15 protein-coding genes are annotated in these 12,721 nt (G+C 70.9%); 12 read left to right on the top strand and 3 right to left on the bottom strand.

Annotated elements, in window-relative coordinates; genetic code table 11:
• Positions 1–45 precede the first annotated feature (45 nt).
• Positions 46–513: an RDD family protein gene (locus IM697_RS10855; RefSeq protein ID WP_194046998.1), complete on the bottom strand. Its 468-nt coding sequence runs from the start codon at positions 511–513 to the stop codon at positions 46–48.
• Between the two features lie 198 nt (positions 514–711).
• On the opposite strand from IM697_RS10855, the gene glnA reads away from it, so the two are divergent.
• The 4 genes from glnA to pspAB all read left to right on the top strand — a co-directional run bounded on the left by glnA (position 712) and on the right by pspAB (position 4,116).
• Positions 712–2,121: a type I glutamate--ammonia ligase gene (gene glnA / locus IM697_RS10850; protein WP_194046996.1), complete on the top strand. Its 1,410-nt coding sequence runs from the start codon at positions 712–714 to the stop codon at positions 2,119–2,121.
• Positions 2,122–2,198: 77 nt separating this feature from the next.
• Positions 2,199–2,507 carry an SCO2583/SCO2584 N-terminal domain-containing protein gene (locus tag IM697_RS10845; RefSeq protein WP_228044620.1) on the top strand — a complete coding sequence of 103 codons (309 nt, stop codon included), beginning with the start codon at positions 2,199–2,201 and terminating at the stop codon, positions 2,505–2,507.
• Positions 2,508–2,612: 105 nt separating this feature from the next.
• Positions 2,613–3,530, top strand: coding sequence for a zinc metalloprotease HtpX (gene htpX, locus IM697_RS10840; protein WP_194046994.1), 918 nt, complete (start codon positions 2,613–2,615; stop codon positions 3,528–3,530).
• 1 nt (position 3,531) lies between these two features.
• Positions 3,532–4,116, top strand: a complete 585-nt coding sequence (gene pspAB, locus IM697_RS10835) for a PspA-associated protein PspAB (protein WP_194046992.1) — start codon at positions 3,532–3,534, stop codon at positions 4,114–4,116.
• Between the two features lies 1 nt (position 4,117).
• Here the strand turns inward: pspAB and IM697_RS10830 are convergent, their stop codons facing one another.
• Positions 4,118–4,405: a hypothetical protein gene (locus IM697_RS10830; RefSeq protein WP_194046990.1), complete on the bottom strand. Its 288-nt coding sequence runs from the start codon at positions 4,403–4,405 to the stop codon at positions 4,118–4,120.
• A 274-nt stretch (positions 4,406–4,679) separates the two neighbouring features.
• Here IM697_RS10830 and IM697_RS10825 point away from each other — a divergent pair, with 274 nt between their 5' ends.
• Positions 4,680–5,885: a winged helix DNA-binding domain-containing protein gene (locus IM697_RS10825; protein ID WP_194049667.1), complete on the top strand. Its 1,206-nt coding sequence runs from the start codon at positions 4,680–4,682 to the stop codon at positions 5,883–5,885.
• Positions 5,886–5,940: 55 nt separating this feature from the next.
• Here the strand turns inward: IM697_RS10825 and IM697_RS10820 are convergent, their stop codons facing one another.
• The gene (locus IM697_RS10820; protein ID WP_194046988.1) at positions 5,941–6,273 is read right to left on the bottom strand and encodes a hypothetical protein; all 333 of its coding nucleotides are present in this window, start codon (positions 6,271–6,273) and stop codon (positions 5,941–5,943) included.
• A 221-nt stretch (positions 6,274–6,494) separates the two neighbouring features.
• On the opposite strand from IM697_RS10820, the gene IM697_RS10815 reads away from it, so the two are divergent.
• The 7 genes from IM697_RS10815 to IM697_RS10785 all read left to right on the top strand — a co-directional run bounded on the left by IM697_RS10815 (position 6,495) and on the right by IM697_RS10785 (position 12,715).
• The gene (locus IM697_RS10815) at positions 6,495–6,860 is read left to right on the top strand and encodes an arsenate reductase family protein (RefSeq protein WP_194046986.1); all 366 of its coding nucleotides are present in this window, start codon (positions 6,495–6,497) and stop codon (positions 6,858–6,860) included.
• 119 nt (positions 6,861–6,979) lie between these two features.
• Positions 6,980–7,621, top strand: coding sequence for an RlpA-like double-psi beta-barrel domain-containing protein (locus IM697_RS10810; RefSeq protein ID WP_194046983.1), 642 nt, complete (start codon positions 6,980–6,982; stop codon positions 7,619–7,621).
• 254 nt (positions 7,622–7,875) lie between these two features.
• Entirely contained in the window at positions 7,876–8,907 is a 1,032-nt protein-coding gene (gene glnII / locus IM697_RS10805) for a glutamine synthetase (RefSeq protein ID WP_194046981.1), read from the top strand.
• A 290-nt stretch (positions 8,908–9,197) separates the two neighbouring features.
• Complete coding sequence (locus tag IM697_RS10800; protein WP_194046979.1) at positions 9,198–9,662, top strand: winged helix-turn-helix domain-containing protein; 465 nt, start codon at positions 9,198–9,200, stop codon at positions 9,660–9,662.
• A gap of 65 nt (positions 9,663–9,727) precedes the next feature.
• Positions 9,728–10,750 carry an SDR family oxidoreductase gene (locus tag IM697_RS10795; RefSeq protein WP_194046977.1) on the top strand — a complete coding sequence of 341 codons (1,023 nt, stop codon included), beginning with the start codon at positions 9,728–9,730 and terminating at the stop codon, positions 10,748–10,750.
• 52 nt (positions 10,751–10,802) lie between these two features.
• Complete coding sequence (locus IM697_RS10790; RefSeq protein WP_194046975.1) at positions 10,803–12,077, top strand: sensor histidine kinase; 1,275 nt, start codon at positions 10,803–10,805, stop codon at positions 12,075–12,077.
• Positions 12,062–12,715, top strand: a complete 654-nt coding sequence (locus IM697_RS10785) for a LuxR C-terminal-related transcriptional regulator (protein WP_194046973.1) — start codon at positions 12,062–12,064, stop codon at positions 12,713–12,715. The genes IM697_RS10790 and IM697_RS10785 overlap by 16 nt, the downstream gene beginning before the upstream one ends.
• Positions 12,716–12,721: the final 6 nt, after the last annotated feature.

Genomic DNA, 12,721 nt, shown 5'->3' with positions numbered 1-12,721 from the left:
AAAGGGGGCGCCCGGTCTTTCCGGGCGCCCCCTTCGTCGTACGGCTCAGACGCGCACTTCCACGGTGCGCGCCAGCCGGTCGTGCAGGCCGCGGCCGTCGCGGTCCCAGATCAGGGCCGGGATGGCGACGCAGAGCAGGGCCGTGCGCAGCAGGGCGCGCAGCGGGTTGACCGTGCCGGTCTCCAGGGCGACCACACGCAGGCCCAGGAGGCGCTTGCCCGGGGTGAAGCCGACCGAGCCGACGGTCAGGGCGCTCATGACGAAGAAGAGGAGCAGGGCCCAGTTGCTGGTCGCCTGGCCGTAGCCGTCGGTGATGAGACCGTATGCGATCAAGACGCAGATGCCCCAGTCCAGGGCGAGTGCCGCGAGCCGGCGGCCCGGACCGGCGATGGAGCCCGGCCCGTCCTGCGGCAGGCCGAGCTGTTGGCCCCGGTATCCGAAGTCGACACCGGCGTCCTCGGCGGCCGCGCGGGGGCCGGAGAGCCAGGATCCGATTGCTTGCCTCTTGTCCACGTGCCCACGGTACTGTGCCCGTTTTGCGATGTGGACAGGTGGGGTGAGGTGTGGGATGTCCGGTTAACGTGTGTGAAACAAATGGGTCACGCCCGCGACATCACCCGTCCCTAGGGTCGAGGTCAGCGTGTGCCACCGCACTGGCCGCACGAACGAACTACCACCCCGGCGCGGACGGTCGGGAGTAGGAGGAGCTGGATGTTCCAGAACGCCGACGAGGCCAAGAAGTTCATCGCGGACGAGGACGTCAAGTTCGTCGACGTCCGGTTCTGCGACCTGCCGGGCGTCATGCAGCACTTCACGGTGCCCGTCGAGGCGTTCGACCCGGACGACGAGCTCGCCTTCGACGGATCGTCGATCCGCGGTTTCCAGGCGATCCACGAGTCCGACATGGCGCTGCGTGCCGACCTGTCGACGGCCCGGGTCGACCCGTTCCGCCGCGACAAGACGCTCAACATCAACTTCTTCATCCACGACCCGATCACGGGCGAGCAGTACTCCCGTGACCCGCGCAACGTGGCCAAGAAGGCCGAGGCCTACCTCGCCTCCACCGGTATCGCGGACACCGCGTACTTCGGTCCGGAGGCCGAGTTCTACGTCTTCGACAGCGTGCGTTTCGCCACGTCGTCGAACGAGTCCTTCTACCACATCGACTCCGAGGCGGGCGCCTGGAACACCGGTGCCCTCGAGGACAACCGTGGTTACAAGGTCCGCTACAAGGGCGGCTACTTCCCGGTCCCGCCGGTCGACCACTTCGCCGACCTGCGTGCCGAGATCTCCCTGGAGCTGAACAACGCCGGCCTGCAGGTCGAGCGCCAGCACCACGAGGTGGGCACCGCCGGCCAAGCCGAGATCAACTACAAGTTCAACACGCTGCTCGCCGCCGCCGACGACCTCCAGCTCTTCAAGTACATCGTGAAGAACGTCGCCTGGCGCAACGGTAAGACCGCGACCTTCATGCCGAAGCCGATCTTCGGTGACAACGGCTCGGGCATGCACGTGCACCAGTCGCTGTGGCAGTCCGGCTCCCCACTCTTCTACGACGAGGCCGGTTACGCGGGCCTGTCGGACACCGCCCGCTACTACATCGGCGGCATCCTGCGGCACGCCCCGTCCCTGCTGGCCTTCACCAACCCGACGGTGAACTCGTACCACCGTCTGGTGCCGGGCTTCGAGGCACCGATCAACCTGGTGTACTCGCAGCGCAACCGCTCGGCCGCGATGCGTATCCCGATCACGGGCTCCAACCCGAAGGCCAAGCGCGTCGAGTTCCGCGCGCCCGACTCCTCCGGCAACCCGTACCTGGCGTTCTCCGCCCTTCTGCTGGCGGGCCTGGACGGCATCAAGAACAAGATCGAGCCGGCCGAGCCGATCGACAAGGACCTGTACGAGCTGGCTCCCGAGGAGCACGCGAACGTCGCGCAGGTCCCGACCTCCCTCCCGGCCGTCCTCGACTCCCTCGAGGCCGACCACGAGTTCCTCCTCCAGGGCGACGTCTTCACGCCGGACCTGATCGAGACCTGGATCGACTACAAGCGCACGAACGAGATCGCGCCGCTGCAGCTGCGTCCGCACCCGCACGAGTTCGAGCTGTACTTCGACGTGTGATCGACGCCTGGCCCGAGGCCGACCCGGCACAAGCGCCCGCGCCCCCGCTGTTGTGACGACAGCGGGGGCGCGGGCGTATGTTCTATTCTGTCGAGGAGACGACGGGGGTGGACGGGATGCAGGAGCGGCACGAACACGACGACCAGGAGCGCGAGTTCGACCTGAGGTGGGCGGACGACGCCGAGCACAAGGAGCCCTCGGCGCGGGCCCGCATGCTCGCCGCGCGCTGGAAGGAGAACCCTCCCGGTCCGGTGCCGTTCCGGGCCGAGCCCGATCACGTGGCACGGCGGCAGCGCCGGTCGGGCTGGGTGTCCACGGCCATCGTGCTGGGCTGTGTCGCCGGGGTGATCGTGCTACTGGGGTACATCAACTTCCGCACCTACTGACCCGGGACCTTTTGCTGCTCCCAGGGCCCATCGCGACCCGTTCATGGGCGTGGTCGGGTGCACACTGGGCAGTGGGACGAGTGCCTGAGTGCGGGGTGGTGCAAAATGCAGAGCCGCTTCCGGAGTGATCGGCAGCTGACCGCGCGTATGGGGGTCACGCTGTTTCTGCTCGGGTTGTTGTATGTGGGGTTCGTCGCCGCGCTGATCGTGCTGCTGAAGTCCTGGGTGCTCGTGGTGGTCGTCGCGGCGGGGCTGCTGGGAGCGCAGTACTGGTTCTCCGACCGGGTCGCGCTGTTCGCGATGCGCGGGCGGGTCGTGGAGCGGGAGGAGTATCCCGAGCTGCACGGGGTCGTCGACCGGCTGTGTGCCATCGCCGACATGCCGAAGCCCGTGGTCGCCGTGTCGGAGATGGACATGCCGAACGCGTTCGCCACCGGGCGCAATCCCGAGCATGCCGTGGTGTGTGTGACCACGGGGCTGCTGCGGCGGCTGGAGCCGAACGAGCTGGAGGGTGTGCTCGCCCACGAGCTGTCGCACGTGGCGCACAAGGACGTCGCGGTGATCACCGTCGCCTCGTTCCTCGGTGTGATCGCGGGGCTGATCGTGCGGTTCGCCTTCTACTCGCAGCTCTTCGGCGGTGGACGCCGGGACCAGAACACCGCCGTGATCTTCGCCGCGGTGCTCGGGGTGTCGGCGGCCGTGTACGCGATCAGCTTCCTGCTGATCCGGGCCCTGTCCCGGTACCGGGAGCTGGCCGCCGACCGGGCCGCGGCGCTGCTCACCGGGCGTCCCTCGGCGCTGGCCTCCGCCCTCACCAAGGTCTCCGGCGACATCGCCCGGATCCCGACCAAGGACCTGCGCACGGCACAGGCCTTCAACGCCTTCTACTTCACGCCGGCCCTGGGCCGGGAGCCGAGCGTCGCGGCGCTCTTCTCCACCCACCCGAGCCTGGAGCAGCGGCTCGAACAGCTCGGGCGGATCTCCACCGAGCTGGGCGAGGCGGCGGCTCCCGGAGGGGCGTGAGATGGGGCTGCTGGACATTCTGCTCGGCCGTACCAAGCCGGTCGTACCCGATCTCGACCAGCTCTTCGGGCTGCCGTCGGCGGCGGTGACGCTGGAGGCGGCGGCCGGGTTCCGGCCGACCGGCAGCGGCGCGGTGTGCTTCGCCACGGTCGAGGGCGCGGCCTTCGAGCAGACGCACCGCGAGGTCCAGGCGCTGCTGGACGCGGACGCCGGGCGCGAGGGCCGGCCGGTGCGGCTGACCCGGGACGGCTACGGCTACTCGTGGCTGGTCTCCGAGCGCACCCCGAACCAGCTGCCGGAGCTGGTCAACGATCTGCACGCGGTGAACAGCGCGATGGAGGTCAACGGCTTCGGACCGCAGCTGCTGTGCTCACTGGCCGGGTTCGAGGACGACGAGGGCAGACGGCTCACCCTCGTCTACCTCTACAAGCGCGGCACCTTCTATCCCTTCGCGCCGCTGCCCGGCGCGGCGGAGCGCCGGGACAACTCGCTGGAACTGCGGATGAAGGCCGTCCTCGCCGACGACCTGCGGATCGAGCAGGACCTGACCCGCTGGTTCCCGGTCTGGGGCGCCCCCGGCCTGTGATTCAGCTGCTCTTCTCGCGCTGCTGACGACGGGACTCCAGGGGACGCTCGCGGCGGTAGCGGCGCTCCCACTTGGCCTGCATATCACGGCGGTCGCGGTAGGCGCGGTAGTCCGAGGGCATGGATCCTCCCGACGAGGACCCTCCCCCGGCCCCGCCGCCCGACGCGGAGGAGTCCCGGCCGTACTGCAGGTACAGGAACAGCACGGCGACGGCGGCGAGCCAGTAGAGGTGGTTTCCGAATCCCAAGATCACCAGGACGACGGTCCCGGACAAGACGATGGTGCCCATCACGGGCCTCCGTGTGCGTGGGTTGACTCTGGATCTGAGCGGTGATCTGTCCCGACGGGGCGCTGGGGGAAGGGCGGCCGCCCGTCGGTGCGTAGAGAGTAGCCCCGAGTCCGCAGGGTGACCCCCGCCCTGCGGAAAGCGGCGTGAACTGCTCCGTTACGCGTGTCCAGGGTAGGGAGACGGTCACTCGGCGTGCATCTCGTTTTTCGGGACGGCGGTGTCAGTGGGTGCGGGGAAGATGGGGGCGATGGTGTCGTCGCGGGTGGAGGCCGGGATGGGTGACGGGGTGCGGTACATCGGGGTGGCCGAGCGGCGGGCCCGGCTGGCGGTGCGGCACCGGCTGGCCCAGGAGGCGCGGGCGCAGGGGCCGGTCGACGTCGCCGAGTCGCTGGTCGCGCTGCACGGCACCGATCCGGCGACCGTGTACCTGGCCGTGGGCGCGCGGCTGGCGGAGGCCGCGAAGACCGTCGTGGAGACCGAGCGGGCGCTGTACGAGGACCGTGCGCTGGTGCGGATGCACGGCATGCGGCACACCGTGTTCGTGTTCCCCGCCGAGCTGACCGCCGTCGTGCACGCCTCCACCGGCCTCGCGGTCGCCGCCCGGGAGCGGGCCTCGCTGATCAAGCAGATGGCGACGGCGGGAGCGCCGGACGCGGCATGGCTCGCGGACGTCGAGGAGTCGACGCTGGCCGCGCTGGCCCGGCGGGGGCAGGCCACGGCGGCCGAACTCGCCGCGGACGAACCGCGGTTGCGCGTGCGGTTCGTGTACGCGGCCGGCAAGAGCTACGAGGGGACGCACACCGTTTCGACGCGGCTGCTGAGAGTGCTGGGCGTCGAGGGGAGGGTCGTACGGGGGCGGCCGCTGGGCTCCTGGACGTCCTCGCAGTTCCGGTGGGCGGTGGCGCCCGAGCATCCCGAGCTGGACGTGGCCGGGGCGCAGGCGGAGCTGCTGCGGCGCTGGCTCACGGCGTGCGGTCCCGCGACCGAGGCCGACCTGAAGTGGTGGACCGGGTGGCGGGTGACGGAGGTGCGCCGGGCGCTGGCGGCGATCGGGGCGCAGGCCGTGTCCCTGGACGAGGGGACGGGGGGCGAGGGTACGGGGTATGTCGTCGCCGGCGACGTCGAGCCGGTGGCCGGGCCCGCGGAGCCATGGGCGGCGCTGTTGCCGGGGCTCGACCCCACGGCGATGGGGTGGCGGCAGCGGGACTGGTATCTGGCACCTGAGTTGCGGCCCGCGCTGTTCGACGGGAGCGGCAACGTGGGGCCGACGGTGTGGTGGAACGGGCGGGTCGTGGGCGGGTGGGCCCAGCGCGGGGACGGGGAGATCGTCTGGCGGCTGCTGGAGGATCTCGGGGGCGCGCGGCGGCGCGCGGTCGAGGCGGCGGTCGCGGTGGAGGCGGAGCGGGTGCGGGGGTGGGTGGGGGCGGCTCGGGTGACGCCCCGGTTCCGGACGCCGCTGGAGCGGGAGTTGTCGGGCTGACGGACGCCGTTCGACGCCGGGTGCCACCGCGCGGAGGCGGCACCCGGCGCCACGGCTACCGCGAGTACCGCATCAGCGCCCTGACCATGTGGCACGTCGTGTCCGACGGCGGGTGGACGCCGATCGTCTCCGCGGTGTCCCGGATCGTCTCGTTGCGCGCCTGGTTCGGCATGTAGACGCCCGAGTCGAGGAGCGCTATGGCGAGGCGCATCGCCTTCAGGCGGCGGTTGTGGGTGATGTACCACTCGCGCGGGCGGCCCGGCGGCAGCGGTCGCTTCTCCAGCGGTGCGTACGGCAGGTCGAGCAGCACCGGGTGCTTCGCGGTGGACTGGGTGGGCAGCGGCTTGTGGGTCGGCTTCGTCTTCGGCTTCAGTGCGGCAGCGGGCACAGGCATCCTCCTGTCGCGGTCAGAGCGCCGGCCGGGTTCTCCGGTGACGCTCTCGAACACTACTTGTATTCTAGTGCCCGGCACTGACATCCGGGGGGCTCCGAACGTCCATGAAATGCCCTGGTCAGCAACGAAGTTGTCACCGTGTCACACCCGGTCCGCAAGATGCCTGTGAGGCGGCGAGAAAATCGAACACGGCGCCTCGGGATACCGTGGGCCGCATGGAGATCTGGATCAATCCGGCCTGTTCCAAGTGCCGCAGCGCCATCACACTGCTCGACGCCGAGGGCGCCGAGTACACCGTCCGCCGCTACCTGCAGGACGTGCCGAGCGAGGACGAGATCCGGGAGGTGCTGGAGCGGCTGGGGCTGGAGCCGTGGGACATCACCCGGACCCAGGAGGCGGCCGCCAAGGAGCTCGGGGTCAAGGAGTGGGCGCGGGACGCGGGTGCGCGGGATCGGTGGGTGAAGGCGCTGGCCGAGCATCCGAAGCTGATCCAGCGGCCGATCATCACCGCGGAGGACGGTACGGCCGTGGTCGGGCGTACAGAGGAGGCGGTACGGGACGCGCTGTCCCGTGAGGGCTGAGAATCTCCCAACTGGACTGTGACGCACGTTACTTCAGTGACTCCTGTAACCGCTGAGTAACCTCGTTCGGTATCTCGTACATAGCGACGTACGCTCCCCTACCTCTTCAGGAGGCGCGCATGTCGCGCAGGAGAACTCTCAGCACGAAGAAGAAGCTCGCCCTGTTGGTGAGTGCGGCGACGGTGGCGGGCGGCGGCGCCTTCGTCATGGCGACCACCTCGAACGCCGCGCAGACGCCGAAATCGGCCGCGGAGTCGAGTGTCTGCCAGGGGCTCGCCACCGCGCTCGGCAACAACGAGCGGTTCATCGAGGGGCAACGGGCGAACCCCGACGCCCAGTCCGAGGCGAGGATCGCCAACCGTGAGGCCGTGGTCCAGCAGATCAAGGTCCAGCAGGAGGCGTCCGGGTGTGTCGTCGGGGAGTCGGCTCAGGGCTCCCAGACCGCACAGCCGAGCGCGCCCGCGGAGGGTGCCGGGGACACGGGGAACGCCGGTGGCGATGCCGCGGCCTCGGGGCAGCAGGTCTGCAACGGGTCCACGGTCACGCTCTCCGGCGAGGGCGGGGCTCCGGCCGCGTCCAGCAACCAGTTCCCGGTGGGCACGAAGCTGAAGGTCACCAACCTGGACAACGACAAGTCCACGACGGTGGAGGTCACCTCGGCCTCCGGTAGCTGTGCGCTGCTGAACAACGCCGCGTTCGAGCAGGTCCGTGAGCCCGGCAAGTTCCTGATCCGCCGGGCGCTGATCGAGAAGGTGGGGTGAGGCCCGGGTCACCACACCGTACGTGTCATGGGTCCTGCCACTCGCGGCCACGGGTGGCGGGACCCGCGTACGTATACAGCCGCTCACCACGTGAATCGCGCCACACCATCACCCGGTAACACGGGGTTCACATACGGGCAACGGCCGGGAAATCGCCTGTTGACAGGCTCGCGGGCATCAAGAGCGGCGCCTCAGTGCCGCAGCGCCGCAGCACCCGCAAGTGCGCCTAGACCCACCCCCGAAGGATGTGGCCCGTGACCTTCAAGGCTGAGTACATCTGGATCGACGGCACCGAGCCGACGGCCAAGCTGCGTTCCAAGACGAAGATCATCGCGGGTGAGCCCGCCGGTCTGGACGCGCTGCCGATCTGGGGCTTCGACGGGTCCTCCACCAACCAGGCCGAGGGCCACGCCTCGGACTGCGTGCTCAAGCCGGTCTTCACCTGCCCGGACCCGATCCGCGGCGGCGACGACGTACTGGTGCTGTGCGAGGTCCTGAACATCGACCTCACCCCGCACCCGTCCAACACGCGTGCCGCGCTCGTCGAGGTGGCGGAGAAGTTCGCCGCGCAGGAGCCGATCTTCGGTATCGAGCAGGAGTACACGTTCTTCCAGGACGGCTATCCGCTCGGCTTCCCCAAGGGCGGCTTCCCGGCCCCCCAGGGCGGCTACTACTGCGGTGTCGGCGCCGACGAGATCTTCGGCCGTGACGTCGTCGAGGCGCACCTGGACAACTGCCTGAAGGCGGGCCTGGGCCTGTCCGGCATCAACGCCGAGGTCATGCCCGGCCAGTGGGAGTTCCAGGTCGGCCCGCTGTCCCCGCTCGAGGTCTCGGACCAGCTCTGGGTGGCCCGCTGGCTGCTCTATCGCACCGCCGAGGACTTCGGCGTCGCCGCGACGCTGGACCCGAAGCCGGTGAAGGGCGACTGGAACGGCGCCGGCGCGCACACCAACTTCTCCACCAAGGCGATGCGCGAGGGCTACGACGCGATCATCACCGCCTGCGAGTCGCTGGGCGAGGGTTCCAAGCCGCTGGACCACGTCAAGAACTACGGCGCCGGCATCGACGACCGCCTGACCGGTCTGCACGAGACCGCCCCGTGGAACGAGTACTCCTACGGCGTCTCCAACCGCGGCGCCTCGGTCCGTATCCCGTGGCAGGTCGAGAAGGACGGCAAGGGCTACATCGAGGACCGCCGTCCCAACGCCAACGTCGACCCGTACGTCGTGACGCGTCTGCTCGTCGACACCTGCTGCTCCGCGCTGGAGAAGGCCGGCCAGGTCTGATCCGCACCGCTCGGCTCCGAGGGGCGTCCACCGGGAACGGTGGGCGCCCCTCGCTCTGTCGTCCCGCGGTCTGCTTCAATGGGGGCATGGTCGGCTTCCAGGAGCATCCCGCGACAGGTCACCATGACCTCGAGCCCTTCTGGCCTTCCCGTCAGCACCACGACTTCGACCGGGTGTGTTGCCGCGCGATGAACGCGCGGGCCCTGTAAAGCCGTACCTTCCCGGCCTTCGGCCAGCGCGAATCGACGTACGTCTCCCCACGACTTCTCGCGCGAAAGAGCTGACCTCTCATGGCGACCACTCCCCCTGTGATCGACGTCGCGGACCTCATGCCGCCGGGCGCCACCTGGCTGCCCGCTCCCCAGCACTCCCTGCCCACCCTGCCGGGACAGCCGCCGATGGTCGGCTACCTGGTGCTCGTCCCGGCCGACCGGCAGCCGCCGGTCCCGCAGGCCGGCGGCGACCCTCTCGTCGCCGTCGACACCGTGCGGCGTACCGCCTCGGTCGACGGGCGTGAACTCGACCTGACCTACCTGGAGTTCGAGCTGCTCGCCCATCTGGTGGCCAACCCGCACCGGGTGCACACGCGCGATCAGCTGGTCACCACCGTGTGGGGCTACGGGCATGTGGGCGACGGCCGTACCGTCGACGTCCATGTCGCCCGGCTGCGCCGCAAGCTGGGCGCCGAGCACCGGGACGCCATCCGGACCGTGCGCAGGGTGGGGTACAAGTACGCTCCGCCGGCCGGGCGCTGAGCCCGCCCTCTGCTGACGGCAGAGTCCCGTTCCGTTCGCCGTCCGCACCGGGCAGAGTCGACGGCATGAGGCTGTTGATGCTGGGTGGTACGGAGTTCGCGGGGCGGGCCGTCGTGGAGGCGGCGCTCGGGCGGGGCTGGGAGGTGACCGTCTTCCACCGGGGGCGGCACGAGCCCCCGGCGGGGGTGCGGTCGCTGCACGGTGACCGCACCGCGCCCGACGGGCTCGCCGCCCTCGCGGACGGTGAGTGGGACGCCGTCGTCGACACCTGGTCGGCGGCGCCCCGTGCCGTACGGGACTCGGCGCGGCTGCTGCGGGGCCGCGCCGGGCGGTATGTGTACGTGTCGAGCTGCTCGGTGTACGCGTGGGCGCCGCCCGCCGGGTACGCCGAGGACGCGCCGCTGGTCGAGGGCGCCGAGGCCGGTGCCGAGGAGAGCGAGTACGCGCGGGACAAGCTGGGCGGGGAGCTGGGCGCCGTCGAGGGCTTCGGGGCCGACCGTTCCGTGCTCGTGCGGGCCGGGCTGATCCTCGGGCCGTACGAGAACGTCGGACGGCTGCCGTGGTGGCTCGGCCGGATCGCGCGCGGCGGGCCCGTCCTCGCGCCCGGGCCGCGAGACCTCCCCTTGCAGTACGTCGATGTCCGCGATCTCGCGGAGTGGGCGCTGGGCGCCGTGGAACGGGAGTTGAGCGGGCCGTACAACCTCATCAGCCCGCGGGGGCACACCACGATGGGTGAGCTGCTCGACGCGTGCGTGGCCGTGACCGGCTCGGGCGCCGAGCTGTGCTGGACCGGACCCGAGGTGATCCTGGACGCGGGCATCGAGCCGTGGACCCAGCTTCCGGTGTGGGTGCCGCCGGGCAGCGAGGGGCACGCGGCGCTGCACGGTGCGGACGTCTCCCGGGCCGTCGCGGCGGGGCTGCGCTGCCGTCCCGTCGCCGAGACCGTGGCCGACACCTGGCAATGGCTGCGCGACATGGGCGGAACCGCACCCCGGCGGCCGGACCGGCCGGCGGTGGGCCTCGCTCCCGAGGCGGAGGCGAAGGTGCTCGCGGCGACCGGGCGGGGTGTACCTGGCACCACCCCCTGATCCGGGGCCCCGGCCCCGTGACCACCGCCGCGGCCTTCGCGAGACTGACGGCATGACCAACGACAAGAAGAGCGGCCGCGGCTCGAGTGCGCGGGGCATGGGGCGCGCCGCCCTGCGAGGGCTGGCACTGGCGCTGGTGTCCCTGCCGGGGGCCGTCCTCTGCTTCGTCCTGTCCCTCGTGTCCATCGCGCTCATACCGATCGGCGTCGGCATCGTGACGACGCCGTGGGTGCTGACGGGGGTACGGGCCTTCGCCGACTGGCGGCGGGTGCTCGCGGCCGAGTGGGGCGGGGTGCGGATCCCGCCCGCGTACCGGCCGCTGCCGCCGGACGCCAACCCGTGGTCGCGCACCTTCGGGATGCTGCGCGACCCGGCGACCTGGCGGGACCTGCGGTGGCTGCCGGTCGACATGACGGCGGGGTTCGTCACCGCGCTGCTGCCGGCCGTGCTGCTCCTCTATCCGCTGGAGGGGTTCGCCATCGCCGCCGGGCTGTGGCGGGTGTTCGTGGACTCCACCGGCGGCACGTACTGGTACGGCTTCGTGCCGGTCACCGATCAGACGTCCGCGTTCGGCGCGGCGGCCCTCGGGCTCGGCCTGCTGTTCTGCGCGCACTTCTTCACCGCGCGCCTGCTCCAGGTCCACTTCCGGCTGACCCGGGCCGTCCTCGGCTCCAACCAGGGTGAACTCGCCGAGCGGGTGCGGGTGCTGACCGAGACGCGCAGGGACGCCGTGGACACCTCGGCCGCCGAACTGCGCCGCATCGAGCGGGATCTGCACGACGGGGCGCAGGCCCGGCTGGTGGCGATGGGCATGGATCTGGGGACGATCGAGATGCTGCTGGAGAAGGACCCGGCGAAGGCCAAGCAGCTCGTCGCGCAGGCCCGCCGGTCCTCCGCCGACGCCCTCGCCGAACTGCGCGACCTGGTGCGCGGCATCCATCCGCCGGTCCTCGCCGAGCGCGGACTGGGCGACGCGGTACGGGCGTTGGCGCTGCGGCTGCCGGTGGCGACCGAGGTGAACGTGGAGCTGACCGGGCGGGCAGAGGCGCCCGTGGAGTCGGCGGCGTACTTCGCGGTCAGCGAGGTGCTCACCAACGCCGTCAAGCACTCGGGCGCCGACCGGATCTGGCTCGACCTGCACCACACCGGCGACATGCTGCGCGTCAGCGTCACCGACAACGGCAAGGGCGGCGCGGTGGTCGGGGCCGGCTCGGGCCTGGCCGGGATCGAGCGGCGACTGGGTACATTCGACGGCGTCCTGGCCGTCAGCTCTCCCGCGGGCGGCCCCACCATGGTCACCATGGAGATCCCTTGCGCGTTGTCCTAGCCGAAGACCTGTTCCTGCTGCGGGACGGGCTCGTCCGGCTCCTTCAGGCCTACGACTTCGAGATCGCGGCGGCCGTCGAGACCGGCCCCGAGCTGTCCCGTGCGCTGGCCGAGCTGGAGCCGGACGTGGCCGTGGTCGACGTACGGCTGCCGCCGACCAACACCGACGAGGGGTTGCAGTGCGCGCTCGAGGCCCGCCGGAAGCGGCCCGGGCTGCCGGTGCTGGTGCTCTCGCAGCACGTGGAGCAGCTGTACGCGCGGGAGCTGCTCGCGGACGGCAGCGGCGGGGTGGGGTATCTGCTGAAGGACCGGGTGTTCGACGCGGAGCAGTTCGTGGACGCGGTACGGCGGGTCGCGGCGGGCGGCACGGCGATGGACCCGCAGGTGATCCAGCAGTTGCTCTCCCGGCGCGCGGCCGACGACCAGCCGCTGGCCCGGCTCACGCCCCGGGAGACGGAGGTGCTGGAGCTGATGGCGCAGGGCCGGTCCAACGCGGCGATCGCCGAGCGTCTGGTCGTCACGGAACGGGCCATCGCCAAGCACACCGCCAATATCTTCGCCAAACTGGGCCTGGAGGTGTCGGACGACGACAACCGTCGCGTGCTGGCGGTTCTCGCGTATCTCAACCACGGCCGGTAAAACCGG

Source organism: Streptomyces ferrugineus (assembly GCF_015160855.1).
Taxonomy (GTDB): domain Bacteria; phylum Actinomycetota; class Actinomycetes; order Streptomycetales; family Streptomycetaceae; genus Streptomyces; species Streptomyces ferrugineus.
This window is presented reverse-complemented; position numbering and strand designations above follow the sequence as displayed.

Excerpts from the sequence above, each read along its gene's own strand:
- glnA (WP_194046996.1), top strand. The coding sequence starts at position 712 with ATGTTCCAGAACGCCGACGAGGCCAAGAAGTTCATCGCGGACGAGGAC.
- IM697_RS10845 (WP_228044620.1), top strand. The coding sequence starts at position 2,199 with ATGTTCTATTCTGTCGAGGAGACGACGGGGGTGGACGGGATGCAGGAG.
- htpX (WP_194046994.1), top strand. The coding sequence starts at position 2,613 with ATGCAGAGCCGCTTCCGGAGTGATCGGCAGCTGACCGCGCGTATGGGG.
- pspAB (WP_194046992.1), top strand. The coding sequence starts at position 3,532 with ATGGGGCTGCTGGACATTCTGCTCGGCCGTACCAAGCCGGTCGTACCC.
- IM697_RS10830 (WP_194046990.1), bottom strand. The coding sequence starts at position 4,405 with ATGGGCACCATCGTCTTGTCCGGGACCGTCGTCCTGGTGATCTTGGGA.
- IM697_RS10825 (WP_194049667.1), top strand. The coding sequence starts at position 4,680 with ATGGGTGACGGGGTGCGGTACATCGGGGTGGCCGAGCGGCGGGCCCGG.
- IM697_RS10815 (WP_194046986.1), top strand. The coding sequence starts at position 6,495 with ATGGAGATCTGGATCAATCCGGCCTGTTCCAAGTGCCGCAGCGCCATC.
- IM697_RS10810 (WP_194046983.1), top strand. The coding sequence starts at position 6,980 with ATGTCGCGCAGGAGAACTCTCAGCACGAAGAAGAAGCTCGCCCTGTTG.
- IM697_RS10800 (WP_194046979.1), top strand. The coding sequence starts at position 9,198 with ATGGCGACCACTCCCCCTGTGATCGACGTCGCGGACCTCATGCCGCCG.
- IM697_RS10795 (WP_194046977.1), top strand. The coding sequence starts at position 9,728 with ATGAGGCTGTTGATGCTGGGTGGTACGGAGTTCGCGGGGCGGGCCGTC.
- IM697_RS10790 (WP_194046975.1), top strand. The coding sequence starts at position 10,803 with ATGACCAACGACAAGAAGAGCGGCCGCGGCTCGAGTGCGCGGGGCATG.